The following is a 25179-nucleotide window of genomic DNA, read 5'->3' as shown; positions in this document are numbered from 1 at the left end:
ATGTTACCGATCGGCATCGTTCAGTCATTGGTCAATGTTACCCGCGCCGAGTCCTCACCGCCGGGCTCTTCGCCGCCGGGCTCGACACCCCGTTTGCGCCCTTGCCTGACACGCGGGTCGAGCCCGCGATCTGTCGCTTCTGCTCGTGGAGCCGGGGGCTAAAGGTCCAGCCTCGCCACGGCGTACGGGCGTGGGGCGACCGGGGCACCTGCTCGCGTGGGGTGCGGGTCACGCGATTGGCCAGCGCCCACAGCCGCTCGAGCTGCTGATCAATCCGCCGCGAGAGGGCAAACGGATCCGTCGTCCGCCGCACCCGCTGCAACGCGGCCAGCCGGGTCGGATCCGCCTGCCCGCAGGCCTGCACCCGCTCGAACGGCGTCTGCGGCCGGTCGTACTGGCGACGGAGGCGGGAGCCGATCCGGACCTTACGCACCAGCTTCATCGAGGGCTGAAACAGGTTCTGGAAGAGCCGCAAGTCCGCATACAACGCGTTGAGCGCCTCCAGCGCCGCGACGCTGTCATAGCGATCCCAGCCCACGAGCTTGCGCACGTGTGTCCAGTTCTTCTGCTCTACATGGGCGTTGTCATCTTTCTTATAGGGCCGGGAACGGGTGAACTGCACGCGCTGGCCGGCGGGCCGCTCCGGACAGAAGGCCCATAGGGGCTCGTTGATGAAACTCGCTGCCATTGTCCGAATCCACCCCCAGCAAGCCAAACGGCAGATCGGCTTCGATGCGCCGCATGGCCCCGACGACCTCGTGCCGACTCTTCCCCATGATCGCGCGACGCTCGACCCACGTCGTGTGAATATCCACACCATCCAGCGTGTGGAGGAACTCGCCCGCTGCCGAGGCGCCGGAATGCGACACGAGATCCAGCTCCAGATACCCCGCCTGCGCGACGTCCCAGTGTTCGGTCTTCATGGGAATGAGGTGTTTCAGCAGGGCCCCCGGCCGCGTCGTCCCATACAGCCGGCGCCTTACGTGCTGCTTGCGGTCCCGCAAGCGCCGATCCATCTGCCGGGGACTGATCCGCCGCAACTGGGCCTCCAACGCCGGCGTCAGCGGCGCCTGGCGTCGCAGCCACGGCAGCCACATGGGCAACGCCGCCTTGAGACGCACGCCACAGAGATAGCCCGAGGCCTCCCAGACTTGCGCGAGCCGGTCAAGCGCTTCCGCCGAATAGGTCGGGCGCCGTCGACTGACCCGGCGCACCGGCGGCCGGGGTGGGCTTCGACGGCTCAGCACCCGAATCACATGCTTGCGGTGATAGCCACACACCTGCGCCACCTCGTCTAGGATCGTCGACCGCTCCCGCCCTCTCGCGCCTTGATACCGTTGCCACATCACGCGGAGATACTCGTACCGGCGACTGTCGCGCCATGCCCGTTGCCTCCATCCGTCCCCTCCTTGAGGCCCGATGCCCTGAACCTTGGAGGGTAACGTGTCTACATGACTCAACGAGCTGTCGCTGGGTAACATTTGAGATGACTCAATACGTTCCCTTGTAATCGGCGCCCTGGTGAATTATACTGCTTCTGACGCCGAGGTGGTCCGGCGTCTTTTTTTTGCCCCGTGGAGTGAACGCAGTATGGATACCCATCTGAGCGCCCAAACGGCGCAGACGATCCGGCGGACGCCGAGCAGCCGCCGCGCCGACATCCGGAACATCGCCATCATCGCCCACGTCGACCACGGCAAGACGACCTTGGTCGATGCGATGTTGCGGCAAGCCCATGTGCACCGCAAGATCGAGGAGATGGGCGAGCGCATCCTGGATTCGATGGACCAGGAGCGGGAGCGCGGCATCACCATCCGCGCGAAAAACGCGAGCCTGACCTACGAGGGCGTCAAGATCAACATCGTCGACACGCCTGGGCACGCGGATTTCGGAGGCGAGGTCGAGCGCACGCTCCGGATGGTGGACGGCGTGCTGCTGCTCGTCGACGCCAAGGAAGGCCCGATGCCGCAGACGACGTTCGTCCTGCGGAAGGCCCTGGCGCTCGGGCACAAGGCGATCGTCGTGATCAACAAGATCGACCGGCCCGACGCGGTGATCGACGACGTGGTCAACCGCACGTTCGACCTGTTCGTCCATCTCGGCGCGAGCGACGAGCAACTGGATTTCCCGATCGTCTACACGTCGGCCATCCAAGGCATCGCGACGCTGGACGTCAACAAACCCGGGACGGACATTCGGCCGCTCTTCGAGACGATTCTCACCCAGATTCCCGCCCCGGCGATCCATGCCGAGGCGCCGCTGCAGATGCTCGTGCTCGCCCTCGCCTACGATTCCTACAAGGGCAAGATGGGCATCGGGAAGATCCAATCCGGGTCGATTTCCCGACGACAGCCGGTGATGCAGATCAAGCGCGACGGCACGTTGGCGCCGGGCAAGGTGAGCGATCTCTCGGTGTTCGCCGGGCTCGAGCGACAGGACGTGGAAAAGGCCGAGGCCGGGGAGATCGTGGCCGTGGCCGGCCTGCCCGAGATCGGGATCGGGGAGACGATCGCCGACGCGAACCAGCCGGTCGCATTGCCTCCGGTGACGATCGATGAGCCGACGGTCCAGATGACGTTCGGCGTGAACAACAGCCCGTTCGCCGGCCGAGAAGGAAAATTTCTCACTTCACGCCATCTGCGCGAGCGCCTGTTCAAGGAGCTCGAAACGAACGTGTCGCTCCGGGTCCAGGAGACGGACAGCCCCGATCGCTTCCTGGTCGCCGGACGCGGCGAATTGCATCTGGCCGTGCTCATCGAGCAAATGCGCCGGGAAGGCTACGAGCTGCAGGTATCGCAGCCCGAGGTCATCATGCGGCGCGACGACGGGGTCGTCACCGAACCGTTCGAAGAGCTGACCGTGGAAGTTCCGTCCGAATACCAGGGCGCGGTCATCGAAGAGGTCGGGCAGCGCCGCGGCGAGCTGCGGCACATGAAGGTGATCCATTCCGAGGGCGCGGCGAGCGACACCCACATGGAATTTTCCATCCCCACGCGCGGCGTCATCGGTCTGAAGAACGTGCTGCTCGCGAAGACCCGCGGCACGGTCATCATGCACCATGTCTTCCAGCGCTATCAGCCGCTGGACGAAAAACTGGTGACGGCGTCGGCGCACGGCTCCCTCGTCGCGTATGAGGACGGAACCAGCAACGCCTACGGGCTCTATATGATCCAGGAGCGCGGCAGTCTCTTCATCGGTCCCGGGGTCGACGTGTATCAGGGCATGGTGGTCGGGCAAAACAGCCGGGACGAAGACCTCGACGTCAACGTCTGCAAAGCCAAGCACCTGACCAACATGCGGGCCTCGGGCTCGGACGAAGCTCTCACGCTCACGCCGCCGCGGCAGGTCACGCTCGAATACGCGCTCGAGTACATCGGGCCGGATGAGTTGGTGGAGGTGACCCCAACGAGTCTCCGGATCCGCAAGCGTCTGTTGAACCCCGAAGACCGTCGAAAGGCGCGCAAGGATCGTCGGTGAAGATCAAGCGGAAGGCCGCGAAACCCGCCCGTGCCGGCGTTCCGCTCTTTCTCATCGGGTGTTCGGCGCCCGCCGACGCGCAGGCCCTGAAGGCGTGGTTCGACCGAGACTACGGCGGGCCGCTCACGCTCAAACCCACCACTCCGCAACCGGCGTCCTCGCCACCATTGGTCCTCGCCGGCCACGGCCCCTGGACCGTCCCGGTGTCTCTTTCGCTCACGGCGACCGAGGCCGAGCACTGGCGCGACCGGCTGCAGTGGAGCCATCCCCACGCCGCCGCCGTCTATCGCCCGGCGCTGGCCCCCGGTCAGGCCTTCGACACCGTCCTCCACGCCGCCCGCCTGACACGGGGGCTCACCCTGCTCACACAAGGAACGGCTTATGACGTCGTCACGGAGACCTACCTCAATCCTTCGGATTGGCTGGATCGATCCCTCGTCCAGTTCGTCTTCGACGACCATGTCCGCGCCGTCCAAGCCGAGGCCCCCGAGCCCACCCTCGACTGGTTCTCGACCAGGGGGCTGAGCAAGTTCGGCCTCGAGGAGCTGGAGGTGTTCCAGCCGATCGGGCTCCCGGCTCGTCACGCGACCGAACGGCTCCTGACGATCGCGGAAGAAGTGCTGCGCCAAGGACGGGCCCCGACGGTCGGAAGCCGCCTGCACGTTCCCGAGCTTCACCTCGACGTCCGCGTTGTCCGACATCGCACCGTCCCTTCCGCCGACACCATGGTGATCCTCCGGGAAATTACCTGGGCCGAGGCGGACTGATTTTTCTCTGTTCTCCTTACACTTAGACAACACACCCTGCCTCGAGGGACCCGAGCATCATAGGGCTTTTGACCCGTTGACAAGGTTTTTGAGCGCGTGTTACCAAACTGCCTTTGCCAGTCATGATCTCTAACGGAGGAGGGTTCGATGGCTACTGATGTGGCACCGGAAATCAAAGTGGGCGATATGGCGCCCGACTTTACCCTGAAGGACCAGGATCAGAAGGACGTGAAGTTGAGCGACTACCGCGGCAAGAAAAATGTCGTCTTGGCCTTCTACCCGCTCGACTGGAGCCCGGTCTGTACGGGTGAGAACAAGTGCCTCACGGACGACTTCCCGAGCTTCCAGTCGTCCAACGCCGAGGTCTTCGGGATCAGCACCGACAGCTTCTTCTCGCACAAGGCGTGGGCCGACGCCCTCGGGCTCAAGCACCGCTTGCTCGCCGATATGCATCGGACCGTCTCCAAGGCATATGGACTGTATTTCGAGCCGCTGAACTGCGCCAAGCGCGCCACCGTGATCGTCGACAAGAACGGCAAGGTGGCCTACGTCAAAGTGCAAGAGATCAAGACCGCGCGTGACGACAAGGAGATCCTCGAGCAGCTGAAGAAGCTGAGCTAGGCCCGCGACGCGATCAGGCCGGAAAGCCTCCCTCGGAGGCTTTCCGGCCGCTCAACCCACTCAACCCTCGACACGTCCGTAGAGCACGATGGCGGGAACCGTGGAAGACGTCAGCGACGCGAACTATGACGAGTTCAGGCAGGCGGCCGCCGCCGTCGTGGCCTATGGCATCGCGTCCTGCGAGCCATGCAACGAGTACGATCCCATTCTCGAACAGACCGCCGCTCGGTTTCCCCAGGTGCGGGTCGGAAAGGCCAAGATGCACGTGCCCGGGCGGTGCCGTGAGATCAAGAAGCAGCACAGCTTCGAGACCTACCCCACCACCCACCTGTTCTCCAAAGGCGAGTTGGTCTTGACCCGAGAAGGCAAGGTCGAGGCCGACGAGCTCGCGGCTCTCATCCAAGACCACCTTCTCCGCTAACTCGGCCGGATTCGCTTAGCCGCCCGCGGGCCTTGCGTACTCATAGGAACGGTCGTGCGTCTCGACCAAGCCGATCCGTTCCAGTCGGCCGCCGGCCGGTCGCCCCTCCAACAGCCCCCAGACCCATCGACTCACCGCCTCCCCCGTCGGCACCGGCTGGCCGAGCTCCGGATCATCGGTGAGGCTCAACGACGCAAGACGCGGGAGCACCGAGGCGTGGACGAATCGGTCGAGGGTCACAAGGTCCGTCACCATCCCGGTATCCGGATCGATCGGGCCCCGCACGGCGACCGACAAGACGAAGTTGTGCCCATGCAGACCGGCCGAACACGAACCGTACAACCGCTGGTTGTCGGGATCGCTCAGGTGGGAGGAACGAAGGAGATGGGCGGCGGACACGTGATACCGGCGGGTCACCGTGGCCTCCCCCGCCCGGATCTGCTCGGCGGTCGTCTCGGCGAAGAGGTCTTCGTCCTCGAACAGGCGGAGGCGTTCCAGCGACCCGGCCGGCATCCGTCCGGAAAGCCGCGACCACAAGACCGCGGCGATGTTCTCGGTGGTAGGGATGCGCTGGGTGAAGTACGGGGTATCGAGATTCAGGTGTTTGTGATCGAACTCGGCGAGCACGTCCTTGAGCACATGCTTGAGATCGACGAGGTTCACGACCATTCCGGTCTGCTCGTCCACCTCGCCGGCCACCGTCACCTCCAACAGATAATTGTGGCCATGCCCCGGCGCGCGGTAGCACGGACCGAACGCGGCGCGATTGCGTGCCTCATCCCACGCTTCGTTGGCATAGCGATGCGACGCGGAAAACTCGACGCGCTTGGTCAGCCTGACGTTTGCCATCGGCTCCTGAAAGCACAAAGGGCCGGAGTCCTCACAACCCCGGCCCTTTCACTCTCCCCGGCGAGAACGCCTCAGGTCGCAAAGGAACTGCCGCAGCCGCAGGTCGTTTTCGCGTTCGGATTCTTGATCGAGAAGCCCGAGCCTTGCAGGCTGTCGACGTAGTCGACCTCCGCCCCGCTCAACAGCGGCGCGCTCTGCGAATCGAGAATGACCTTGATGTCCCCCTTCTCGATCACGCTGTCGTCTTCACCGATCTTGTTCTCGAACGCCATCCCGTACTGGTAGCCATGGCAGCCGCCTCCGCGCACATAAATCCGCAGGCCGACGGCTTCCTGCTCCTCCTTCATCAATTCGCGGATCTTCTGCTCCGCCACCGACGTAATCGTCACCATGCTGTACCTCCTTCCGCGGGCGTAGAGAAAATATAAGTCCCCGGGGAGCCCGAGTCAATCGGACGGCGAAGCCGGCGGCAGCGGCACCCCCAGATCCTTGCACCACTCCTCTCGAAGGACCGACGGGACCATCACCTCGCGCCGGTAAGCCGGATGGTCGATTCGGATGGCGACGGCGCGATCAGAACGGGTCAGCGCCGCCACCCAGGCCGGGCTGGGTCGGAAGGTGACGAAGTGAACCGCGCTGATCTTGTCCTCTTTGCTCCGTCCGGCTTCAAACTCCCCGTACACGACGTCGGTTCCCGCCACGAGCGACAGGGTCTTGGGACCATCGATGCCCTGAAACGCATCGAGGTCGCGCTGCAGATCGGCGCTGTCCGTGATCTCGATGAACAGCGTCGCGCTCAGCTCCCCCTCGGCCGGGATGAGCTTGTTATAGACGTCAAGCTCGGCCTGCACCTTGGCGGGATCGAAGATGCGCTCCGCCCGGATCATCTCCTGCACTTGAAACCGGATCGTGTCCCGATTCTCGAAGAGCAGGGTGACCTTCTCGCCGATGGAAATCCGCCGCCGGCCCTTGAGCGCGATGATCTCGCGACGGAAGGCGTCCCTCTGGCGCTCATACTCCGCGTATGGAATGACGTCGGTAAGCCTAAGCGGCGTCATGCGGGAAGCCCATACGCATCACGGAGAATCTGAATCGGATGCCGGGTGGCCGCGGCCGCGCCGGCCGAGGCGCCCGCCTGATCCAGCTGCAGCGCCGCCAACGGACAATCCGATGCCACCACCTGTGCCTGCGCCGCACCGACCTCCCGCACGGCCTTCTTGGCGATCCCCATGGAGAGCGGGAAAAATTCGGTTTTGGCGCTCCACGTCCCGTCGTGGCCCGAGCACCGCTCGATGACCTCGACCTCGGCGCCGGCGAGCTCCATCAGCTCCTTCGATTTGAACCCGATGTTCTGATCCCGCAGGTGACACGGCACCTGATAGGCGATGCGGCCGGGCCGGCGGACGAAGTCCGTGGCCAGCCGTCCCGCTTTCTTCAACCGGATGAGGTATTCACAAATGTCAAAGGTGCGCTCGGCCAGCCCGGCCATCGCCGCGCCGGGCACGAGAGAGGGATATTCGCGCTTGAGCATGAGGCTGCAACTTGGGACGGGCGCCACGACGTCGTAGCCCTGCTCGAGCCACGGCTCCAGCGTTTTGAGGTTCGCCAAGGCCGCCTGAGCCATCGCCGCCGTGTCGCCGAGGTCGAACGACGGCATCCCGCAGCACCGATGCTCGGGAACCACGACGTCGACCCCGTTCTTTTCCAAGACCTGCACCGTGGCCTTTCCGACATCGGTCGCCTGGTAGTTGATCAGGCAGCCGGAAAACAAGGCCACCTTCCCGTTCGGCCGATCCGTCCCGGTCGTCGGTCGTGCCGCCCGCCTGCGCCACCAGGTCGGAAACGTCTCGGCCGCGAAGGGCAGGACCTGCCGGTCCCGGTGAACGCCGAGCACGCGCTCCATCAGCACGCGGACAACGCGCGTGGTGAGCGCGCGGTTGACCAGACCGGCGAACCGGCTGCTGAGCGTCCCGATCAGATCCGTCCGGATCAACAGCCGATCGCGCCACCGGGCCCCGCGCTCGGCGACGAGCTGTTTTTTCCACGCCACCATCAGCCGTGGGAAATCGATCTCGTACTGATGCGGGGGCGTGTAGGGACAATGATTGAAACACAGCTTGCAATAGTAACACTCGTCTGCGACCTGCTCACGGTCCGCCGCGGTCAGCTTCGCCACGTCGCTGTCCACCCGATCGATCCGGTCCAGCAAGGTATTGAACGACGGGCACAGGTTGAAGCATCGCCGGCACCCGTCGCAAATCTCAAAGACCCGCTGGGTCTCCTTCTCGAGCTGGGCCTTGTCCCAGCCGGGCGTGAGCAAGTCGAGGCTCTTCATGATCGCTCTACACCTGCTTGAGACTCTCCAAGCCCTTGGCGAAGCGGTTGGCGTGGGAGCGCTCCGCCTTGGCCAACGTCTCGAACCACTCCGCGAGCTCGGGGAACCCCTCTTCCCGCGCGGTCTTCGCCATGCCCGGGTACATCTGCGTGTACTCGTAGGTCTCCCCTTCGATCGCGGACTTCAGGTTGGCCTCGGTGTTGCCGATCGGGACGCCGGTCGCCGGATCGCCGACCTCTTTGAGGAAGTCGAGATGGCCGAAGGCATGGCCGGTCTCCGCCTCGGAGGTGTCGCGGAACAGGCCGCCGACGTCCGGGTAACCTTCGATGTCGGCACGCCGGGCGAAGTAGAGATAGCGGCGGTTGGCCTGTGACTCCCCGGCAAAGGCCTGCTTCAGGTTCTCGTGACTCTTCGTACCCTTGAGACTCTTGCTCATGATGCTCCTCCTGTCTTGCGTGGATGACGGGTTGATGATGGGTGATGATGACGGCGGCCGGTCGGCCGGCCGTGAGCGCCCGCGGCTTTCTTCCGGCAACGCGCGCAATAGCCATGAAACTCCACCCGGTGGCCCAGCACTTCAAACTCGTGCTTGGCCGGCGACTCGAGCACCGCCGGCAACCGGTCCAAGGCTGCGTCGGTGAGGTCTTCGATGCGGCGGCACCCGAGACAGATCAGGTGGTGATGCGGTTGGAGGTTCGCATCGAACCGCGTCCGGTCGTGCCAGTAATTGACCTCGTGCACCAGCCCCGCGGCTTTCAGCGCCCCCAACGTGTAATAGACCGTGTTCTGGGAAATCATCGGGTGAATCGCCCGCACCTGGCGATACAGCGCCTCGGCGGTCGGATGGCCGGTGGTCTCGGCCAGCGCCCGGTAGATGGCGGCACGCTGGGGCGTCAGCTTGAGCCCGCGCTCGTGAAAGCGGCGGCGGATCGTATCGAGGTCCAACTTCATGTCATTCCTGAATAGGAACCATTCCTATATAGACGACGGACGCGCTCGCCGTCAAGAGGCGCTCAAGGGGAGGACGGGACCGGTCAGCGGGCGCGCGGCAGATCGGACTCAGGGATGTCCGCGAGGCACTTGAAACCCTGATCTTTGACGGACAGCAGGGGCTGGGTGACCGGCCACCGAATGCCGATCGCGGCGTCGTTCCACAGGACGCCACCTTCATCCTGCGGCGCGTAGAAGTCCGTGCATTTATAGGCGAAGCTCGCACGCTCGCTCACCACACAGAAACCGTGGGCGAAGCCCGGAGGGACGTACAGCTGGCGTTTGTTCTCGGTCGACAGCTCGACCCCGAACCATCGCCCGAACGTGGGGGAGCCGGCACGGAGGTCCACGACCGCGTCGAAGACCGCCCCCTCGACGACGTAGACGAGTTTCCCTTGCGGCCGGCGTTTCTGATAGTGCAGCCCGCGCAGCGTCCCCCGAACCGAGTGGGAGAAATTGTCCTGGACGAACGGGCCGGGGATGCCGGCTTCGGCGTATTTCTTGGCGTGATAGGTCTCGAGAAAATACCCGCGAGGGTCGCCGAAGACGTCGGGTTCGACGAGGATGAGCCCTTGGAAGTCGGTTTCGATGAAGCGCATGGCCGCCTGTTATCTCCGGTCGATCAGGGAAAAAGCAAGAGAATTGTTTTCGCGGATCTGAACCTGTTAAGGTCGTTGACACCTCGAGGCATGAGGATGAGGCACCGCGCCGTAAAGGTCTCGACCGTCGGTTGCATGGGGCTGCTGCTCTGCGTCGGCTGCACGCCGGCTCAGCCCACTCGATACGTCGACCTCACGCACCCCTTCGACCAGACAACCGTGTACTGGCCGAACAACCCGGGGTTCACGTGGGAGAAGACCGATTGGGGGAGGACGGCCGGTGGGTACTGGTACGCCGCGGCGAAGTTCTCGACGGCCGAGCATGGCGGGACCCATATGGACGCCCCGATTCACTTTGCCGAGGGCCGGGCGGCCCTCGATGAAATTCCTCCGGATCGGCTGGTGGGCCCGGCGGTCGTGATCGACGTGCGAGCGCAGAGCCGCCGAGACCCCGACTATGAGGTGACGGTCGCCGATCTCCACGCCTGGGAGCGGGCCGAGGGCGCGATGCCTCCGGAGGCGATCGTCCTCATCTTGACCGGCTGGAGCAGGCTCTGGCCCGATCGCGTGCGGTACCTCGGCACGCCGACGCCCGACGACCCGCGCACGCTCCACTTCCCCGGCCTCTCCCCGACCGCGGCCGAATTTCTCGTCGCCCAGCGGCACATCCGTGGGGTGGGGATCGACACGGCGAGCATCGACCCGGGTCGGGCCGTTGATTTTCCGGCACACCGGATCTTGAACGGGGCCAACGTCTACATTCTCGAGAACGTCGCCAACCTGGAGCAGCTCCCGCGCCGGGGCGCACTCGTCTCGGCGCTGCCCATGAAAATCAAAGGCGGAACCGGGGGACCGGTCCGCATCATCGCAGGGGTGCCCTGATGGCTCGCTTCGAAGATCGCAAAAGCCGGCGCGGCGCATCGAGATCGACCCCCAGCCGTGAGGGTAGGTCGCACCTGAAGCTGGTGAAGCCGCACTATACGCTCTGCTATGGCATGCGCCTCGACAAGGGCACCGGTCCCGAGCGACGCCACCCCCACGTGCCGGTCCTCCTGCCCGACGGCACCGAGGGCACGATGGCTCTGCACGTGATCAACGGCACGGCCGAGGAGATCAAAGCGCAACTGCTCGAGAGCATCGACGCGTTCTTCGAGATCTATGGGCAAGACTGACGGGCACCGGGCGCGCGAAGACCGCACGATCGCCAGGTCTTTTCGGGCTGGACCGTCGAGCGCGCCCCATCGGGCCAGAGCCACCGCGCCGCCGCCGGGTCATCGTGCAGGCGGATCGCCGTCGGTACGCGGCTCGGGCGGATAGAGCTGTTGCAGGCGCTCGATGAGCGGCTCGGCCGCCGGCGTGCTGGAGAGCGTCGGGGGGCTGACGGGGTGGTCCCAGGTGAGCACGGGGATCCCCGCCTCGGTGAGCAGGCCACGAATGGTCGCGACCATCGCGTCGAGCGTCAATTCCGTCCCGCTGCGCAAGTCGAGCACCCGCTCCTCGCGCCGGCTGGGAGGCGGCTCCTCGTGCAGCAACGCCCAGCACCGGTTGAAGATCTCGTCGCGAAGCGGCTCCGGGACATTGAGCGTGGAGAGTCCCGAGGTACAGAGTGCGATCACCATGAGCACGAACTGCAGATCCGGCATGCCGGGACGATGGATGTCGAGCGATTGCATGCGACCTTGATAGCAGACGGCCCGTGGAGAATCAATCGGCCGTCCATAGGCGGTGTAGGCGCGGTGATGATGAGGAAGACAAGGAAGCGCGATGAGAAGGGAGGCCAGCCGGTCCGATGGTGACGATCACGCTGATGGGGCAACTCCAGACTGCGGACGGAGAACGTGATTTTGCTTGCCCGCTTCCCGAGCCGATGACCGTGCGACAGCTCATCCAGCGGCAAGGGCAGGCCCTCCGGCCCGTGCTGCAACTGCTGCGCGAGAAGAAGGTCTTGGTGACCGTGAACAAGCGGATCGCCAGCGAGGACACGAAGGTTCAGGACGGCGATGCGATCAAGCTCGTCGCGCACGACGGGATGGGCGGGACCGGGCTTGCACCGAGCTTTTGAACGCGGAGCGGTCGACGACGACGAGCCAAAAAGAAGGGCCGGAGTCGCCGCCGGCCCTTCACGCGGGTTGCATGACCTGTGACGGAACTGGAGGTGGGAGCGGGTTACTTCTTGCCGAGAATGGCGTCCTTCGCAGCCTTCGCGATTCGGAATTTCACAACGCGCTTGGCCGGGATCTTGATGGCTTCCCCGGTCTGCGGGTTGCGGCCCATCCGGGCCTTGCGATTCGCCAACACCAGCTTGCCGATGCCTGGAACCACGAACGTATTCTTGGCCTCCTTGTAGGCCAAGGCCGCAAGATCATCGAGGACCTGGGCGGCGGTCTTCTTCGTGATCCCGGCCCGGTTCGCCAGGTGATCGGCGATCTGCGACTTCGTCATCGTTTTTGCCATAGAAACCCTCCTGTAGAGATTGACCTCGGTGCAGTGCCAGTACGCGGCACAGGATCGACGGCAACATGCGCTGAGCGGCGTTCAGCGGGCTCAAAGCCGAGCGGAGTGTAACGAATGTCCCCTACCCTGTCAACCACAAAAAAGCGCGTCTGGCTTGGCGAACGTGAGGGTCGAGCGTCTTGATCTCGCTCCAGTCGTGAGAGTAGAGTGCAAGGAACCCAGCGTGCCGACCGAGAGGAGTCATCTGCCATGGCGAAAGAGCTCCCGATCATTCCCTCGCCCCCCGAAGAGGCGAAACCGCAAGAGTCCTTCATCTATTCACGGGTGTTTTGCGCGCGCGAGAACTCGCCGCCGCTCCGCCTGTTGCTCGATTTCTTGAGATCCAAAGGCCAGATCCCGTTGATTCCCAAGATGGATCCCGCGGCGCTGGACGACTGGGCCTGGGTGCAGATTTCGATCGGGTACAACCGGGAGCGGAAGCCCATCCAAGTGTTTTGCGCGCGCGACCGCGGCAGCTATGAAGACGTGCACAAGCAGGAGCGGGAGGCCTTTCTCGAGCGCCTGTCGGTCTTCGACGATCTCGAGGCGCAACTGGCCCGCGAATGCGTGAGCCGCAGCCGCTTCATCGTCACCACCCGCATGGTCCAGCAGGACATCACCGAGGACGGCTACGACTTCAATGGGTGGATCCTCGAGTTCTTCCAAGACAACTGTAACGGCATCGTCCAGATCGACGGCCAAGGGTTCTTCTCTCCGAAAGGCGACCTCATCGTTGAAATAGAGGACTGACCTCCATGCCGGGCCCGTGCCGCCAGGCCCTCTCCCATCGACGGCTGTTCGAGCACGCGGACCACTGGTTCGAGCGCGGGCGCGCGCTCTTCGGAGCGGTCCCTTGCCGCCTCGGCTGCACCCGCTGTTGTGTCGGCCCGTTCATGGTCACCGTGCTCGACCGGCTCGAAATACAGGCGGGGCTGGACGCGGTGCCGGCCGCCACCCGCCGTGAGATCCAGACGCGCGCACGCGAGCAGATCGCGACGATCGAGGAGCTCTTCCCCGGACGCGTGGATCCCCCGGGCGACCGCTGGACGGACGCCGAGGTGGACGAGCTGGTCACGCGCTTGGCCGACGTCCCGTGCCCGGCCCTCGCCGCCGACGGGCGCTGCCTGATTTATGCGCACCGCCCGATCACCTGTCGGATGACCGGGCTCCCCATCGAGACCGGCGGCGTCATCCAGGGCGCCTGTGAAGTGCAAACCTTTGTGCCGCTGATCAAGCCCTCGGCGGTGCTCAGAGACCAGGAAGAGGCACTCGCGCGCGAGGAGGCCGACCTCATCGAAGCGCTGCAGCGGGAGACCGGGGAGCCCGAGGAAGAAGTGCTGCTTCCCTACGCTTTTGTCGGCGAGCAATGAGGCGAGGGACGGCCCGCCATCCCTGGACATCGGCGCCGGGGCTGTGGTAAGTCACTGGCGGTTGCGCCTGTAGCTCAGTGGATAGAGCATCAGCCTCCGGAGCTGAGGGCCACAGGTTCAAATCCTGTCAGGCGCACCATTCCCTTCTTGTCCCATCACGCCAGCCGACGCCGGCTCACCATAGCAGCTCTTTCGACCAGAACACGAAGACGCCGTGCCCGCCCTTCTCCGGCCGTCCTCCCGGGTCGCGAAAGATCCCGAAGTTGTAGCTGTAGTTCAGCTCGATCTGCGACCGCCACGGCGCCCCGCTCACCACGCCCCCGCCTACCGCCGGGAGCCCGTCCATCTGCTGTTTGACGGCCCCGTTCCCCACGAACCGCGGCCGCTCCACCAGGCCATACGTACCCCGTACGTACGGATAGAGAAAGAAGAGCGCTTCGTAACGATACACCAAATCCACGATGCCGTAGCGCCGGGGGAAGAGCTCGTTGAACGCAACCGCCGGCATGACGGGCAACGGCAGGGCTTCCCATTCATAGCCCGTCGGGCGGCCCGGCAGACGAAACGTCGAGAACCGATCCAGGTCCTTCCCGATCCCGCCGTACAAGGACGCCACCAGGCGATGCCGCTCGCTCCTGACGTACGGGAGGCCCCCCGCCACGACGGCGTAGGCGCTTCCCAACAGATAGGTCTGCTCGCGAGCCGCGTCCGGCCGATCGAACACCACCCCGCCCCAGGGCTCCCATTTGAGCCGATGCCCGTAGAGCAGATCGCCGCCGAAGGCGAACCCGCGGTGCGGCAGCTCGAGCAGGTTCCGCTTGAGTGAATCGGCTCGAACACGGAGGTGCACCCGCCCCTCATACGTGTCCACCGGCACCTTGAACTCGCGGGAGGCTTCCGCTCCCCGCTTGAACCAGATGAATCCGGGCTCGTAGGAGAGTGACACTTCGACCGCGGTATCTTGATGATAGGGCGAGATGAGCTTGCGGTAGGCGAGGCCGATCCCCGCATACGCCTGGTTCCATTCCACTTCCACCTCGCTGATGCGCTGGCCTTCCACGAACTCGGACCGGCCGAACGGGATGATGAACGTATCGAGCGTGAACAACAGCTCCCAGCCGGTCAGCCCTCGCAGCGCGACGTTGTAGTTCACGTCGTTGACGACGCCCGAGAAGGTCCCCCGGAATCGGCGGCGATCGTCGTCCCAGCTTCGCCAGACGTAGAGCGCACCGAAGGGCAGCACCTCATAGAAGCTGGGACCGTTGGGGATGAACTGAACGCCGACGTTCGCCGCGGTGACGCGACGCCGGTCGCGCGGGGGCACGTCCACCGGCCGGCCGGCCACCTCGGTGTGAACCTCCTCGCCGGCCAACGGCGTCTGATAGGTCTCGTCGCCGCCCGATTGCACCGGGAGCGGCCACAGAAGAACGAACACGACGATCAGCCAACCCCACCGCGCCAGCGCCACGCTTCCTCTCGCGTCCATCCCGGTCACACCACCGGCGGCTTCAGCCCTTTCGCCCCTCATGCCCGTCGGAGTCGGGAAGCGCCGGCGGTTGCACCTCGATGCGCCACGTAGGCCCATCAGCGCCGAGCGGTCCTTCAAATCGAACGAAGGCCGGGATATCGTCGGCGAGGATCCAGACGTGATAGGTGGGCGGGGATTTCCCCAGCAACCGGGCAAAGAACCGGATGAAGCCGCCGAGCTTCGGCGTCAACACATAGTGTCTGGCACGCTTCTCGACCCGCCCGGCCCTGACGGGCTCCTTCTCCGCCGCCTCGATGGACACCTCGTACAGTTGCGGCTCGGGCATGAACGCCAGCATGTGAATCGACCCGGTGGGGGAGCGACTCAGATTCTTCAGCACCGTGACCGTCATGCCGTTGTAGACGTCCTCGGGGAGCGACAGGGTGCCGGCCAGCACGGTCTCGCGAACGGCGTCAGGGCGGCGGCTGCGCACGCGATACTCACCGGTCTCACGATCAATCGAAATGCTGAGCGACGACGGAAACGACGGGCCTTCTTGCACCAGGGAATACCGGAGCAGGCGGAAGACCTTCTCCTGCGAGAAGACCACCGTTTCGTCGTGCAGGGACCCGTCATGGAAATGAAACACCAGGCGGCTCACGAGACGATCCTTCCCCGCCGCCGTCTGGCGCAGTTCCCCTTGCCCCAGGGTGCGTCCATCCAGCGACCGAATCACGAGAAAGCCCTGCGTCACCCCTTCAGGAAAGTGCACGCCGACGGCGCCGGCGTGAGCCAGGTCGGCGGCAAGAGCGAACCCCGTCGCCAGGAGCGCACTCAGGAGAAAGGCCGACGCGGCCCTGATACGGCCACCTAGAGGTTTCACACAGTCACTGTGCCCGGGAGCGGATGAAGCCGTCTATCGGAGCGTGATGGAGTCCGGCGGGTTCCGGCGACCTACGGCGCCTGTGGGTCGACCTCGACAATATCGCGAGCACCTCCCCTGGCGGATGCGGTCTGGAACAAGGAGCGGCAAGTGGACGCGGAACGCACAAACCGGTGGCTCTTGCTCGCTCCGAGAGGCAAGCCCGAGGTCAGCGGGCCGAGCGCCGCGCGCAAAGGGATCGCCCGTTGCAATCTTTCAGGTTCGATCTGGGTCGATCGATGGTGTGGAGGACCGCGTCTCGAAGGATCAGGAAGGGAAGTCGGGTACCACCGTGAAGCCCGGAACCGAGGGCCCGACTTTTTCTGCGGAGGAATTGAACTCGCCCGATGGATCGTTTACAATCTGTCTCTCGTTTTTGGTCACCTCTCGACCATTCTTCCTCATACCCGGTGGGCCGTTAGCTCAGCTGGTAGAGCAGCTGACTCTTAATCAGCGGGCCGTAGGTTCGATCCCTACACGGCCCACCAATTTTCAAAGACTTAGACAGATTCCCCCCCTGGTGACGGCTGGCGGTGCCCCGAAAGGTGACACCCAGATCATCGAAAATCCTGCCCCCTCGTTCGCGCACTCCTGGCCGCTACGCCGAGATCGCCCCTCGGTCCAGAGATTGGGCCAGCAGACGAATGATGGCCTCGCATGGGTCAATTCTGTGCGTTCTTAGCTGGGGCAGTCGGCAAGGTGACAAGTCCCCATGCCGATGACCCGCGGCAGGACGCTGACGGGTAATCCAGAATGTAATTCCACCGTGATGGAGGAGGGTCGCTACTTAGGAATTGTCGGGATATCAGGGGCAGTCTCTGGCCGGTCCCGACGAGAAAAGTCCCCGATGTAGTCGATCATCTCGCATATCTTCTGGTCGTGCTCTTGGAGGTCAGTCGGGCCCAGCATCCGCGTTTTCAATTTTCCGGTTCGGTCCTTCTCAAGAACGGCGAGGCTGATAGGGTGGTTGATGCCCCCTGGGTTTAGCTCTATTGCCATCTGCAACGTCCACATGGCGGCGAAGATCCCGCCATTCACATTCGGCGGTCCATCCTTCCAAAATACCCGCCTGATAAAGCCGAGAAACGTGTCGGTGATATGCTGGCCGCTGCCCATGGAGACATACCACAAGTTCTTGGTTTTCAGCTCGGGCTGGAAATCATCCAATGCAAACTCACACAGGAACGGCTCGTGTTTGATTCCGTACGCCAGAAGCGCCCCATACGTACCTTTTGACGCTCCCGTCTGACTGAAGTCAGCAATTGCGTCCTGGCATAGCTTTCGACCCACATCCATCGCGGAGAGTTTGCCGCCAAAGTACTCCGCCTTGTTCCCCTTGTCGACCAATACGGCAAATCGTTGACCAAGGCCAATTTGGCCGGTACCCGCGAGGATACAATAATCGCCGATCAGCTCGATTTTCTGAGTTTGCTGCTCGATAGTCCTGAACTGCCCGCCTGATGTGAAGGTGGCAGAGCTGTCGGCGCCGATGACGACGCCGTCGGTGCAAGAGATGCCGACGATCGCGGTCATGGAATTATGATTGGAAGACGCTGTTCTCTTTCATCTCGGGGTAGGCCTTGTAGATGGCGGAGACGAGTTGGCTGAACGAGAGGCTACGCACGAAGTCGGACACGTGGACGAAATACTTCGCCGCCTTCGCATCGATGGCCTGAAGGGTTTCTTGCCCCCTCTTGAGTCCATCCGCCGTCAGGCCGTAACTCTTCAGCCGTCCATCCGTCGTGACTTCGACCAGCCCCCGCGCCTCGAGGCGCTCAAGAGTCCGATACACCTCGGCGTCGAACGGGCCGTAGTTGTAGGGCTCAAAGTCGAAGAACGGCCCGCCGACAAGGTCCGCGGCATTCCGGTCTATCAGGAAGAACAGCTTTTGAACCTGCACGGGGGTATATGAACCACCATGCGCGGCGGCAAGGGCAGCAAGAACGATACTTTCTCGACCGTGTTTTTTCTTCATAAGGCCACTATAGCACCGAAGCCAACAAGACGTCCATTCGGTAGGACTGACCAACTAGCCAACGCTTGACGTGTCCTCAGTCCGTCATCGTCCGTTGGAGGGCGGCGTTGAAGAGGTTCCGGATCTTCACGTCGGGCATGCCGGTGGCCTGGAGCTTCGGGAACCATTCGTCCCCCAGGCGGGCAAAGAGGTCGCTCGCGATCGCCTCCACGATCGTCTCTTCCTCTTCACTGAACGTTGGGACCTCGATGCGCTGACGTCGGGCCACGGATCCTCCTGAGCTTGCCCGGGCGGGAGGGCCAGGGCCGGTTGACCAGACCGACCCTGGCTTGATGGGGTGGGCTCGAGAGAGCGACTACCGGACGCGGGTGCCGGGTCCCTCGGCCGGCGGTGGCGAGGCCGACGGCGCGGAACCCGTCTTGCCCCCTTCCCCCGTCGGGTCGCTCGCGATTGTGAGGTTCACGGGACAGCCGGACTTCGGCCAGGAATCCGGCACGAGGCCCTTTACCATGTTCGGCATCTCGGTGCAGAGCTTCACCCCGCCCGAGACACACCCAGTGAGTCCCAAGATCAACAGCGCCATGATCAGATGCATGAGGCTCCTCCTTGTTAGCCGGATCGAATGGGCCCGAACGCGATAGGCCAGGACATCGTCTCAATCTGCGCGTGGTCGCTTCCCCAGCGATACCAGAAGGGCTGATGGCCGCCGGTGCTCGGGAGCACGATCCGCACCCAGAAGTGCCGGGTGTTCAGGATCAGCACGTTCTCCTGGACGTCATCCTTCACGTCCGCGCAACCATCGGCGCGCTTGAACGACGGCCCTTCGCCCGGGTTCGCGTACACGTAGCCCTGGATCATGCAATCCGTGACGTCCCGAAACGAGATGCTCGCGAGCCAGAGCGCGAGGATCCACGGCATGCTCAGCTCCTCGGGATGGGGTTTCCGTTCGCGTCCGTCTGCTGGGCATCGACGGCGGTGTAGATCGTGCTGCCGTCCGGTTTCGTAACCTTCGAGAGCTCGAGGAGGCGGCTCTTGTCCATGCTCGCGAGCCCGACGACCAAGGAGGGCACCGCGGCCGCGAGCGCCCCGACCTGAAGCGTCTCGATCGGACAGCCGGCCGCCTGGAGGAGCTCGTGCACGATGTAGTAAGTCGTCGCGCTCGCGCCGGCGCCGGCGACGGACGTCCGCCAATTGCGGAACGCTCGATCGATCATCGGCGCAAGCACCGGCCCAAGGCGTGCGAGAATCGTGAACAGCATCGTGAGCATGACGTCTCCTTTCATTTCGTGAGGAGCGCGACCACGGTGGCCATCAGCGCCCCGATGACCCACCCCTGCCCGGTCATGACCAGTGCGGCCCAGACGGTCGGCCGGTTTTGGAGTTTCTCGAGCGTGCGCTGGAGGGACACCATTTGGGTCTTGAGATCCTCGAGGGCCTCCGTCATCCGGGCCTCGAGCGCCGACAACTTCTCGCGGGTGATCATCTCGAACGCATTGTGCGGCTGCGGATCCGTCAGTCCGTCCATCCCCCTCCTCCCTAGACCTGGACCGCCCGTTCCAAAAACTGCGCGTGGCCGATGATCAGGTTCCCCTCGCGCGTCACAAAAGCATCGTAGTTCGGGAGCTGCCGGATGAAGGCCTGCACCTCGCGCCCGAGCTCCGTCAGCACGACCGCCCCGTTCTCACGCTTCACGAGCGGCTCCGGCCGCCAGAGATCGAAATCGAACGCGAGGCCGGCCGGGTGGAATGAGATCAGCGCCCCGTGCGGATTAGAGACGAGCACCCCGTAGATCCCCTTGGCCAGGGCGTGCACGTTCGTCACCTCCGGATGCGCGTCGATCCAGCCCTGCACCTCTTGCGCGATCGCGAAGGACGGCCGATCGCGCCGCCGGTACGTCGCCCGTACCCAGTCCCGCTGCTGGAGCACGTTGTCGGCCATGGCCCGGGCCTGCTCCTCGAGCGAGCGCCGGCCGCTGAGAAATCGGATAAACGGAAAGCGGGTCTGCAACTGCTCGGCGGGAATTCTCGCGGTGGGGTGGAGGTCGAGCTCGTCGATCGTCTTCATCTCAGACTTTAGTCTGTACGCCTTTCGAACAATGGACTTCCGACCGGCCCCAGATCACCCTACGTAGCATACCGAGGAGGTCCTTATGCGCGCGCTGATTCTGACGCTCATGCTCGCTCTGTTACTCGTTCCACCCTTAGGCCTAGCAACCGAATATTACGAGCCGTATATTCTCGACCTGACGTATTCTTGCTGTGGGCCTGATCGCTTTGTTGATGGCCTTCCAATATTCAGCCACTTCGTTCCTGCCCTGGACTTCTACAACCTTGGCATCACAGACGGCATCCTGTTCGTCTCAGCGCCACCAATTGTGGACCATGATCCAACCTCGCTTGGAGCCTCGATCCCTCTGACCATCGGCTCCTCTTTCTTCATTGGCTTCGGCACGAATACCGTCCCTGGCGCAACGCTCTGCTGGGAACGGTGGATGGAGTTCAGGTATCCCTGCAAAGGATACGGCCAGATCGATGGAGTGGTTACATTCGTCTCAGATACATCGATCCGCGGCATTGGCACTCTTCGGTACCCAGGATTCACGTTCGCCGACTTCAGCCTTCCCAATCCCATCCCAGAACCATCGACGATTGCCCTGTTGCTCACGGGGGTCCTTGCGCTAGGGCTTCGGGTACAACACCTCGGTCGTCGCTCGCGGATAGGACGTCAACCGCCTCCTGTTCTGTGACACCGTTCGAGCGGCCAGCGTCTCAAGATCGCGGACCATGTAGCGCATGACATCCGGGGAGTCCCTAATCGTCAGCTTCGTCGAACTGATAAGCCCACGCTCAACTAACTTCGTGACTTCCGTTCCACCATCGCGGGCATTTGCCCAAGCGATGTGCAGAAGTGTCATGTCCCGGATCATTTGGCGGTGTGCCTTGATCTGATAGGTCTCGATGACAAAATCGTTCGTGCCGCCATAGTCCGCGATGAGAGCTGGGTAGAGATACGTCCCGTCCCCGGCACCGCTAAACTGGAAAACAGACTCATCAAGTTTCACGCAGTCGGCCGCGTTGTTCTGCCCGCGACCCGCCACGCCGGCATAGAAGCCGGACCCGGTCACGCACCCTTTATAGTTATCCAGCCCGTCGGAGATGCTGTAGTACAAGAAGTAATCGGCGCGCCCCCAGTGGAACATCTGCCACGCCCACAGGCGTGAAGCGACCATCGTCTCATCAACAGTCCATCGAGAATACCCGTCGTAGGTGCCAGGGCCTGGCGTGTTCGCAATCGTGTTCGCTCGAAAGTCGACGTTTTGGACATTCTCCAACCCGTTCGCGGCGGTACAAGCATTCACATAGCAGGCTTCATAAACTCCAATCCGCGTCACCCCAGCGTCCAGGTAGTCCTGCCGTGTTGCATACAATCCATCAGTGGCAAACGGCCCCCCAGTCTTTCCATAGGCTGCAGTCGTGTTGGCCCCAATCGGAAACCACACTTCCCACTTTCCACGGACACTCGGACCGTCGTTTGCACCGGCACGGAGGAGATCCTTTGTTGTGCCAAACACGTAGCTATAGCCGGGGAGGGCTTCGAGCACATTGTCATGAAACTCACGGAATGTCTGCCCAACACTCGTCTCCGAACTCCCGAGCGATGTGCTCAACCCTGGCTCATCAATGCCGTAGACGAGGTTCCGTGCTCCGTCATCTGCCCAGTCCTCATGGTTATTGGTCGCATCGCAACCGACGGTCGTACAGGACAACACCCTCGCCTTCCACCCATACGTCGCGTCATTGAACATATTGAGGTACTTTGCCAGACTCACCGAACCGAGATCATACGAGGAGCTTGTGTCGGCTGTTGGCGGATTCGATCCTCCGGCCGCGTTGCGCGGGAACAGGAACGATGTCCACTTGGCGCCCTTGGGTGTTGTGTGAATCCCCAAACTGCCGTAGGTATCCACGCCGTCCATGAAGATCTTGCCGATCTCATTCACAGTCGCAACTCCGGCACTGATACCTGTCACCGCTCCAGTCGCCACATCCCAGTTCCAAGTAACGTACCGCTGGAGATTCGAGCCGCACGTCACATGGTTTCGGAGGCAACCTTTGGCATAGAGCTTATGCAACTCCTTCTGCACCGACCCTCCAGTATGGACGGACGGCAGCAACAATTCCCCGAGCGCGTAGTAGGTGCGGATGTAGTCGTTCTCAGCCGGAATCGTGAGCGGCAACACGGTCACCGTGATAGGCACGTTATTGGAGGACACCGGAGAGGATGTGATGACGGTCGCTGTTCCTTTGTAGACCCCGGCCGGCACGGATGAGTCCGCATAGATGTCCAGCCAGAACGGCTGATTGCGAACGCTATCGGCGTAGAAGGTGACCCGTTCCCCGTCGTTGAAGTTGTTCGAGAAATTCAGCGTGAGGCCGTTGTTAATCGCCACGGAGGCGGCGATGTTGGTCGCCGCGCTCCACGTTGCTCCGCCGTCGTCGCTGTACCGGAACTGCCCGACGGGAGTCGTGCTCGCTCCGCCTGACCGGGTGATCTCCACCACATACTGCTTTCGGGCCGTTTGGTTGTAGGTGCCGCTGACCGTAATCCGGCCAGGACTGAGGCCGGTCGTCACATAGAATTCAGTCAGACTTGCACCGCCCGCGGTTGATTTGGTCAGCCGCAGATAGGCCGTCCCGCTCGTCGCGCCGGTCGTGAAGGAGACGATACTCTCAGCGACAAGCGCCGTGCTTGCCTTGATCTGCGTGCCTCCTGATGAGGTGCCGACTTGGAAGTTGATGCTTGAGTTATTCCCGTAAACGACATAGGTCGTGTTCGCCTCAACCGTGATCTGCGCCTCAATTGCAGCCATCCCGCCAGTCCCGTTCAACGTGAGCGTCCCGCCGTTCGTTGATGACCATGAGACCGTCCCACCAGATGAAACATCCGTCCAATTCGACAATGTAGGGTTGGCCCGCATCGTCCAGTCCGGACTGATCGCACGACCAAGGAAGATCTTTTTAACGGTCCCGCTTGCGTTCTCACCAAAGAACTGGACACACGCATTCCCGTCAGCTCCGGCCCACTCGACTTGTCCGGTTGTGGTAAAACCCGTCTTCGCCACACGATCAGCAAGGCCGCTGGCCGAGCCCACCTGGACTTGTACGGTGCCGGTTCCCGACGGAATTAAGAACGATACAGAGTAGTACCACCCGGCAAACGTCGGGATGCATTGCTCGATCTTCGAAGTCCCCGACGCACCCCCAACCAACCGCGCCGCCCCGTCGTTGCCATCTGTGATCCATGAAGGCACCGATCCGGTCCCGGTCTGCGTGGCTGTCCACCCGGTGAGGTTCCGCGCCAGTGACCCGTTCGTGAGCAAATTGTGCGGACTGTTGATGTTCGTCTGATGCTGGACATTCGGCATCGGCCACCACTCGCGATAGACCTTCGAGATGGTGGGGATCGACACCGGAAACACTGTCCGCGTCTCCATGTAATAGGGGTCTTTCTTCTCGGCCCCGACCATCCCAGGGATCAGCCGCCACGGGAACTCACCCCGAGTGTTCAACGTCGGCGGCGCGCTCGGCGAGAAGACATGCATCGTGTCGCCCTTGTAAGCGACGATGTTGTTCTTGTGGATCGCGTGCTTGGCGGTTCCCGCGACTGCGGTGGAGCCCGGCGCGCTCGTCCCATCCAGGGTCACGCTGTCGCTATCGACCACCGTCACGTAGTAGACATTCCCGTCCAAAGCCCCGATGCCAGTCCCGCTGATTTCGAGCATGGCGCGATGGGAGAGACCGTGCGCGGTCGTGAAATTGACCTGAACCGGGGCCGTATTGGTCGTGGAGGCAATTGTCAGCCCGGTCGCCGTTCCGATTAGATGCGGCAATGTGAGATCGGCTCCGGTGCACGTCGTACTCCCAGCATTATCGCTACACCGGACGATGATTTGTCCGGAGGCATAGGAGAGCTTCGGGGTGGTGGCACTAATCGCCGTGCCGGTTCCGGCCACATCATTCGGCTTGACCTTCTGAAACTCGTCCTGCGTCCAGACGGAGACAGATGCAGCTCCGAACACCGGAGACGCGATCACAAGCATGGCCAAGATTAAGTACTGGATCATTAGCTCACCGTCAGCTTGATTGCCCCGTGAGAGCGCACCGAGCCGGGCAATGTTCCACTCCATGTCGGACACACTTGCTTGACCATCACGTCATCCCCGGCTGAAATGGCTTGCGAGAGCCCAGTAGCACTGGTATTCGCATGGTTCGTGGCGCCCGGATTGAACGCCACCGTCGCCGATCCCACATCGGTGGTGTTGTTGATCGTGATGGAGTGCGTGACCGTCTCGGCGGACCCGGCGTTCGTCCCGATGTAGTTGGACCAGTACGCCGCGGTCATGGTCCCGCCCGCGGGGAGAATCTGGCGACAGATTTTGAAGCCGCCCGTGCTTTGGAGTGACGTAGCCATCCCGTGGTAGAACGTCGCGCCATTCGCAGGAGCCCACCCCCCCGTGGCTCCAATGATGGGATACACTGTTGTGTCAATACCGCCGCCGCGGGTGTTGAACGCCGCCAGGGCTTCGTCAACACGTAGCAGATGGGCCATCGAGAGCCCAGCGACTCCAAGCCCAAGGAGCTTAAAGAGCCCGCGCCGCGAGAACGAGAGATCCTGACCAGCAAGCCCAGTGACGCCCGCCACGATCAGCCCAAGATGATGCTCGTAGGCCTGCTTGCGATCCTCGACGATCTGGATGTTGAAGAGAGCAAAGAACTCACGCATTTGCTCGACATAGGCATGGGAGGGATGGTCCAGTCCTCGCTTGGTCGGCTCCCAGAGTCGCGCAACGCCTTCCTGGGCGACAATATAAACAGGGTTCATCGTGCAACTC

The 25179-nt window shown here is 63.0% G+C and carries 33 protein-coding genes and 2 tRNA genes; 12 read left to right on the top strand and 23 right to left on the bottom strand.

Features of this window, described 5'->3' with window-relative positions:
* Window positions 1-37: 37 nt before the first annotated feature.
* Window positions 38-550 carry a hypothetical protein gene (locus tag ACWHYV_RS02710; protein ID WP_447978213.1) on the bottom strand — a complete coding sequence of 171 codons (513 nt, stop codon included), beginning with the start codon at window positions 548-550 and terminating at the stop codon, window positions 38-40.
* 43 nt (window positions 551-593) lie between these two features.
* Window positions 594-1349: a hypothetical protein gene (locus ACWHYV_RS02705; protein WP_447978212.1), complete on the bottom strand. Its 756-nt coding sequence runs from the start codon at window positions 1347-1349 to the stop codon at window positions 594-596.
* Between the two features lie 241 nt (window positions 1350-1590).
* Here ACWHYV_RS02705 and typA point away from each other — a divergent pair, with 241 nt between their 5' ends.
* The 4 genes from typA to ACWHYV_RS02685 all read left to right on the top strand — a co-directional run bounded on the left by typA (window position 1591) and on the right by ACWHYV_RS02685 (window position 5286).
* Window positions 1591-3477, top strand: a complete 1887-nt coding sequence (gene typA / locus ACWHYV_RS02700) for a translational GTPase TypA (RefSeq protein WP_447979125.1) — start codon at window positions 1591-1593, stop codon at window positions 3475-3477.
* Window positions 3474-4244 carry a hypothetical protein gene (locus tag ACWHYV_RS02695; protein ID WP_447979124.1) on the top strand — a complete coding sequence of 257 codons (771 nt, stop codon included), beginning with the start codon at window positions 3474-3476 and terminating at the stop codon, window positions 4242-4244. The genes typA and ACWHYV_RS02695 overlap by 4 nt, the downstream gene beginning before the upstream one ends.
* A gap of 147 nt (window positions 4245-4391) precedes the next feature.
* Window positions 4392-4865 (top strand): peroxiredoxin, encoded by a 474-nt coding sequence (locus ACWHYV_RS02690; protein ID WP_447979123.1) that lies wholly within the window; start codon window positions 4392-4394, stop codon window positions 4863-4865.
* 88 nt (window positions 4866-4953) lie between these two features.
* Complete coding sequence (locus ACWHYV_RS02685) at window positions 4954-5286, top strand: thioredoxin family protein (RefSeq protein ID WP_447979122.1); 333 nt, start codon at window positions 4954-4956, stop codon at window positions 5284-5286.
* A 15-nt stretch (window positions 5287-5301) separates the two neighbouring features.
* On the opposite strand, the gene ACWHYV_RS02680 is transcribed toward ACWHYV_RS02685, so the two are convergent.
* The 7 genes from ACWHYV_RS02680 to rfbC form a co-directional block, all read right to left on the bottom strand.
* On the bottom strand, window positions 5302-6135 hold the full coding sequence (locus tag ACWHYV_RS02680) for a 6-carboxytetrahydropterin synthase (protein ID WP_447979121.1): 834 nt from the start codon (window positions 6133-6135) through the stop codon (window positions 5302-5304).
* A 71-nt stretch (window positions 6136-6206) separates the two neighbouring features.
* Entirely contained in the window at window positions 6207-6527 is a 321-nt protein-coding gene (erpA, locus tag ACWHYV_RS02675; protein WP_447979120.1) for an iron-sulfur cluster insertion protein ErpA, read from the bottom strand.
* Between the two features lie 54 nt (window positions 6528-6581).
* Window positions 6582-7193: a DUF3501 family protein gene (locus tag ACWHYV_RS02670; RefSeq protein WP_447979119.1), complete on the bottom strand. Its 612-nt coding sequence runs from the start codon at window positions 7191-7193 to the stop codon at window positions 6582-6584.
* Window positions 7190-8470 carry a heterodisulfide reductase-related iron-sulfur binding cluster gene (locus ACWHYV_RS02665; protein ID WP_447979118.1) on the bottom strand — a complete coding sequence of 427 codons (1281 nt, stop codon included), beginning with the start codon at window positions 8468-8470 and terminating at the stop codon, window positions 7190-7192. Before ACWHYV_RS02665 ends, ACWHYV_RS02670 begins: the two co-directional genes overlap by 4 nt.
* A 7-nt stretch (window positions 8471-8477) precedes the next feature.
* On the bottom strand, window positions 8478-8906 hold the full coding sequence (locus tag ACWHYV_RS02660) for a rubrerythrin family protein (RefSeq protein ID WP_447979117.1): 429 nt from the start codon (window positions 8904-8906) through the stop codon (window positions 8478-8480).
* A complete protein-coding gene (locus ACWHYV_RS02655) occupies window positions 8903-9421 on the bottom strand; it encodes a Fur family transcriptional regulator (RefSeq protein ID WP_447979116.1) in 519 nt (172 codons plus the stop codon). The genes ACWHYV_RS02660 and ACWHYV_RS02655 overlap by 4 nt, the downstream gene beginning before the upstream one ends.
* 83 nt (window positions 9422-9504) lie before the next feature.
* Entirely contained in the window at window positions 9505-10059 is a 555-nt protein-coding gene (rfbC, locus tag ACWHYV_RS02650; RefSeq protein WP_447979115.1) for a dTDP-4-dehydrorhamnose 3,5-epimerase, read from the bottom strand.
* Between the two features lie 96 nt (window positions 10060-10155).
* On the opposite strand from rfbC, the gene ACWHYV_RS02645 reads away from it, so the two are divergent.
* Entirely contained in the window at window positions 10156-10941 is a 786-nt protein-coding gene (locus tag ACWHYV_RS02645) for a cyclase family protein (protein WP_447979114.1), read from the top strand.
* A gap of 83 nt (window positions 10942-11024) precedes the next feature.
* The gene (locus ACWHYV_RS02640; protein WP_447979113.1) at window positions 11025-11231 is read left to right on the top strand and encodes an allantoinase; all 207 of its coding nucleotides are present in this window, start codon (window positions 11025-11027) and stop codon (window positions 11229-11231) included.
* Between the two features lie 99 nt (window positions 11232-11330).
* Here ACWHYV_RS02640 and ACWHYV_RS02635 read toward each other — a convergent pair whose 3' ends face one another.
* Window positions 11331-11732 carry a hypothetical protein gene (locus tag ACWHYV_RS02635; RefSeq protein ID WP_447979112.1) on the bottom strand — a complete coding sequence of 134 codons (402 nt, stop codon included), beginning with the start codon at window positions 11730-11732 and terminating at the stop codon, window positions 11331-11333.
* 116 nt (window positions 11733-11848) lie between these two features.
* Between ACWHYV_RS02635 and ACWHYV_RS02630 the strand changes: the two genes are divergently transcribed.
* The gene (locus ACWHYV_RS02630; RefSeq protein WP_447979111.1) at window positions 11849-12121 is read left to right on the top strand and encodes a MoaD/ThiS family protein; all 273 of its coding nucleotides are present in this window, start codon (window positions 11849-11851) and stop codon (window positions 12119-12121) included.
* A 104-nt stretch (window positions 12122-12225) separates the two neighbouring features.
* On the opposite strand, the gene ACWHYV_RS02625 is transcribed toward ACWHYV_RS02630, so the two are convergent.
* On the bottom strand, window positions 12226-12513 hold the full coding sequence (locus ACWHYV_RS02625; protein WP_447979110.1) for an HU family DNA-binding protein: 288 nt from the start codon (window positions 12511-12513) through the stop codon (window positions 12226-12228).
* 249 nt (window positions 12514-12762) lie between these two features.
* Here ACWHYV_RS02625 and ACWHYV_RS02620 point away from each other — a divergent pair, with 249 nt between their 5' ends.
* The 3 genes from ACWHYV_RS02620 (at window position 12763) to ACWHYV_RS02610 (ending at window position 14061) form a co-directional block, all read left to right on the top strand.
* Window positions 12763-13302 (top strand): hypothetical protein, encoded by a 540-nt coding sequence (locus ACWHYV_RS02620; RefSeq protein ID WP_447979109.1) that lies wholly within the window; start codon window positions 12763-12765, stop codon window positions 13300-13302.
* 5 nt (window positions 13303-13307) lie between these two features.
* On the top strand, window positions 13308-13922 hold the full coding sequence (locus ACWHYV_RS02615; RefSeq protein WP_447979108.1) for a YkgJ family cysteine cluster protein: 615 nt from the start codon (window positions 13308-13310) through the stop codon (window positions 13920-13922).
* A gap of 63 nt (window positions 13923-13985) precedes the next feature.
* A tRNA-Arg gene (locus tag ACWHYV_RS02610) sits at window positions 13986-14061 on the top strand.
* A gap of 36 nt (window positions 14062-14097) precedes the next feature.
* On the opposite strand, the gene ACWHYV_RS02605 is transcribed toward ACWHYV_RS02610, so the two are convergent.
* Both ACWHYV_RS02605 and ACWHYV_RS02600 read right to left on the bottom strand, forming a co-directional pair.
* Window positions 14098-15450, bottom strand: a complete 1353-nt coding sequence (locus ACWHYV_RS02605; protein ID WP_447979107.1) for a hypothetical protein — start codon at window positions 15448-15450, stop codon at window positions 14098-14100.
* A complete protein-coding gene (locus ACWHYV_RS02600; RefSeq protein ID WP_447979106.1) occupies window positions 15431-16273 on the bottom strand; it encodes a hypothetical protein in 843 nt (280 codons plus the stop codon). The genes ACWHYV_RS02605 and ACWHYV_RS02600 overlap by 20 nt, the downstream gene beginning before the upstream one ends.
* Before the next feature lie 451 nt (window positions 16274-16724).
* On the opposite strand from ACWHYV_RS02600, the gene ACWHYV_RS02595 reads away from it, so the two are divergent.
* Window positions 16725-16800, top strand: a tRNA-Lys gene (locus ACWHYV_RS02595).
* Between the two features lie 295 nt (window positions 16801-17095).
* On the opposite strand, the gene ACWHYV_RS02590 is transcribed toward ACWHYV_RS02595, so the two are convergent.
* The 8 genes from ACWHYV_RS02590 to ACWHYV_RS02555 form a co-directional block, all read right to left on the bottom strand.
* Window positions 17096-17845 (bottom strand): hypothetical protein, encoded by a 750-nt coding sequence (locus tag ACWHYV_RS02590; RefSeq protein ID WP_447979105.1) that lies wholly within the window; start codon window positions 17843-17845, stop codon window positions 17096-17098.
* A gap of 4 nt (window positions 17846-17849) precedes the next feature.
* The gene (locus tag ACWHYV_RS02585; protein WP_447979104.1) at window positions 17850-18287 is read right to left on the bottom strand and encodes a hypothetical protein; all 438 of its coding nucleotides are present in this window, start codon (window positions 18285-18287) and stop codon (window positions 17850-17852) included.
* A 76-nt stretch (window positions 18288-18363) separates the two neighbouring features.
* The gene (locus ACWHYV_RS02580; protein WP_447979103.1) at window positions 18364-18555 is read right to left on the bottom strand and encodes a hypothetical protein; all 192 of its coding nucleotides are present in this window, start codon (window positions 18553-18555) and stop codon (window positions 18364-18366) included.
* 87 nt (window positions 18556-18642) lie between these two features.
* Complete coding sequence (locus ACWHYV_RS02575) at window positions 18643-18882, bottom strand: hypothetical protein (protein ID WP_447979102.1); 240 nt, start codon at window positions 18880-18882, stop codon at window positions 18643-18645.
* Window positions 18883-18896: 14 nt separating this feature from the next.
* Window positions 18897-19205 (bottom strand): hypothetical protein, encoded by a 309-nt coding sequence (locus ACWHYV_RS02570; protein ID WP_447979101.1) that lies wholly within the window; start codon window positions 19203-19205, stop codon window positions 18897-18899.
* Window positions 19206-19207: 2 nt separating this feature from the next.
* Window positions 19208-19555: a hypothetical protein gene (locus ACWHYV_RS02565; RefSeq protein ID WP_447979100.1), complete on the bottom strand. Its 348-nt coding sequence runs from the start codon at window positions 19553-19555 to the stop codon at window positions 19208-19210.
* An 11-nt stretch (window positions 19556-19566) separates the two neighbouring features.
* Window positions 19567-19812 carry a hypothetical protein gene (locus ACWHYV_RS02560; protein ID WP_447979099.1) on the bottom strand — a complete coding sequence of 82 codons (246 nt, stop codon included), beginning with the start codon at window positions 19810-19812 and terminating at the stop codon, window positions 19567-19569.
* An 11-nt stretch (window positions 19813-19823) separates the two neighbouring features.
* Complete coding sequence (locus tag ACWHYV_RS02555; protein WP_447979098.1) at window positions 19824-20351, bottom strand: hypothetical protein; 528 nt, start codon at window positions 20349-20351, stop codon at window positions 19824-19826.
* An 85-nt stretch (window positions 20352-20436) separates the two neighbouring features.
* On the opposite strand from ACWHYV_RS02555, the gene ACWHYV_RS02550 reads away from it, so the two are divergent.
* Window positions 20437-21033, top strand: a complete 597-nt coding sequence (locus tag ACWHYV_RS02550) for a PEP-CTERM sorting domain-containing protein (RefSeq protein ID WP_447979097.1) — start codon at window positions 20437-20439, stop codon at window positions 21031-21033.
* On the opposite strand, the gene ACWHYV_RS02545 is transcribed toward ACWHYV_RS02550, so the two are convergent.
* Window positions 20965-24474: a hypothetical protein gene (locus tag ACWHYV_RS02545; RefSeq protein WP_447979096.1), complete on the bottom strand. Its 3510-nt coding sequence runs from the start codon at window positions 24472-24474 to the stop codon at window positions 20965-20967. The two genes, ACWHYV_RS02550 and ACWHYV_RS02545, sit on opposite strands and share 69 nt — an antisense overlap.
* Complete coding sequence (locus ACWHYV_RS02540) at window positions 24411-25169, bottom strand: hypothetical protein (RefSeq protein WP_447979095.1); 759 nt, start codon at window positions 25167-25169, stop codon at window positions 24411-24413. Before ACWHYV_RS02540 ends, ACWHYV_RS02545 begins: the two co-directional genes overlap by 64 nt.
* Window positions 25170-25179: the final 10 nt, after the last annotated feature.

Source organism: Candidatus Nitrospira bockiana (assembly GCF_965152565.1).
This window is presented reverse-complemented; position numbering and strand designations above follow the sequence as displayed.

Excerpts from the sequence above, each read along its gene's own strand:
- typA (WP_447979125.1), top strand. The coding sequence starts at position 1,591 with ATGGATACCCATCTGAGCGCCCAAACGGCGCAGACGATCCGGCGGACG.
- ACWHYV_RS02690 (WP_447979123.1), top strand. The coding sequence starts at position 4,392 with ATGGCTACTGATGTGGCACCGGAAATCAAAGTGGGCGATATGGCGCCC.
- ACWHYV_RS02685 (WP_447979122.1), top strand. The coding sequence starts at position 4,954 with ATGGCGGGAACCGTGGAAGACGTCAGCGACGCGAACTATGACGAGTTC.
- ACWHYV_RS02680 (WP_447979121.1), bottom strand. The coding sequence starts at position 6,135 with ATGGCAAACGTCAGGCTGACCAAGCGCGTCGAGTTTTCCGCGTCGCAT.
- erpA (WP_447979120.1), bottom strand. The coding sequence starts at position 6,527 with ATGGTGACGATTACGTCGGTGGCGGAGCAGAAGATCCGCGAATTGATG.
- ACWHYV_RS02670 (WP_447979119.1), bottom strand. The coding sequence starts at position 7,193 with ATGACGCCGCTTAGGCTTACCGACGTCATTCCATACGCGGAGTATGAG.
- ACWHYV_RS02665 (WP_447979118.1), bottom strand. The coding sequence starts at position 8,470 with ATGAAGAGCCTCGACTTGCTCACGCCCGGCTGGGACAAGGCCCAGCTC.
- ACWHYV_RS02660 (WP_447979117.1), bottom strand. The coding sequence starts at position 8,906 with ATGAGCAAGAGTCTCAAGGGTACGAAGAGTCACGAGAACCTGAAGCAG.
- ACWHYV_RS02655 (WP_447979116.1), bottom strand. The coding sequence starts at position 9,421 with ATGAAGTTGGACCTCGATACGATCCGCCGCCGCTTTCACGAGCGCGGG.
- rfbC (WP_447979115.1), bottom strand. The coding sequence starts at position 10,059 with ATGCGCTTCATCGAAACCGACTTCCAAGGGCTCATCCTCGTCGAACCC.
- ACWHYV_RS02645 (WP_447979114.1), top strand. The coding sequence starts at position 10,156 with ATGAGGCACCGCGCCGTAAAGGTCTCGACCGTCGGTTGCATGGGGCTG.
- ACWHYV_RS02635 (WP_447979112.1), bottom strand. The coding sequence starts at position 11,732 with ATGCAATCGCTCGACATCCATCGTCCCGGCATGCCGGATCTGCAGTTC.
- ACWHYV_RS02630 (WP_447979111.1), top strand. The coding sequence starts at position 11,849 with ATGGTGACGATCACGCTGATGGGGCAACTCCAGACTGCGGACGGAGAA.
- ACWHYV_RS02625 (WP_447979110.1), bottom strand. The coding sequence starts at position 12,513 with ATGGCAAAAACGATGACGAAGTCGCAGATCGCCGATCACCTGGCGAAC.
- ACWHYV_RS02620 (WP_447979109.1), top strand. The coding sequence starts at position 12,763 with ATGGCGAAAGAGCTCCCGATCATTCCCTCGCCCCCCGAAGAGGCGAAA.
- ACWHYV_RS02615 (WP_447979108.1), top strand. The coding sequence starts at position 13,308 with ATGCCGGGCCCGTGCCGCCAGGCCCTCTCCCATCGACGGCTGTTCGAG.
- ACWHYV_RS02605 (WP_447979107.1), bottom strand. The coding sequence starts at position 15,450 with ATGAGGGGCGAAAGGGCTGAAGCCGCCGGTGGTGTGACCGGGATGGAC.
- ACWHYV_RS02590 (WP_447979105.1), bottom strand. The coding sequence starts at position 17,845 with ATGACCGCGATCGTCGGCATCTCTTGCACCGACGGCGTCGTCATCGGC.
- ACWHYV_RS02585 (WP_447979104.1), bottom strand. The coding sequence starts at position 18,287 with ATGAAGAAAAAACACGGTCGAGAAAGTATCGTTCTTGCTGCCCTTGCC.
- ACWHYV_RS02575 (WP_447979102.1), bottom strand. The coding sequence starts at position 18,882 with ATGCATCTGATCATGGCGCTGTTGATCTTGGGACTCACTGGGTGTGTC.
- ACWHYV_RS02570 (WP_447979101.1), bottom strand. The coding sequence starts at position 19,205 with ATGCCGTGGATCCTCGCGCTCTGGCTCGCGAGCATCTCGTTTCGGGAC.
- ACWHYV_RS02565 (WP_447979100.1), bottom strand. The coding sequence starts at position 19,555 with ATGCTCACGATGCTGTTCACGATTCTCGCACGCCTTGGGCCGGTGCTT.
- ACWHYV_RS02560 (WP_447979099.1), bottom strand. The coding sequence starts at position 19,812 with ATGGACGGACTGACGGATCCGCAGCCGCACAATGCGTTCGAGATGATC.
- ACWHYV_RS02555 (WP_447979098.1), bottom strand. The coding sequence starts at position 20,351 with ATGAAGACGATCGACGAGCTCGACCTCCACCCCACCGCGAGAATTCCC.
- ACWHYV_RS02550 (WP_447979097.1), top strand. The coding sequence starts at position 20,437 with ATGCGCGCGCTGATTCTGACGCTCATGCTCGCTCTGTTACTCGTTCCA.
- ACWHYV_RS02545 (WP_447979096.1), bottom strand. The coding sequence starts at position 24,474 with ATGGAGTGGAACATTGCCCGGCTCGGTGCGCTCTCACGGGGCAATCAA.
- ACWHYV_RS02540 (WP_447979095.1), bottom strand. The coding sequence starts at position 25,169 with ATGAACCCTGTTTATATTGTCGCCCAGGAAGGCGTTGCGCGACTCTGG.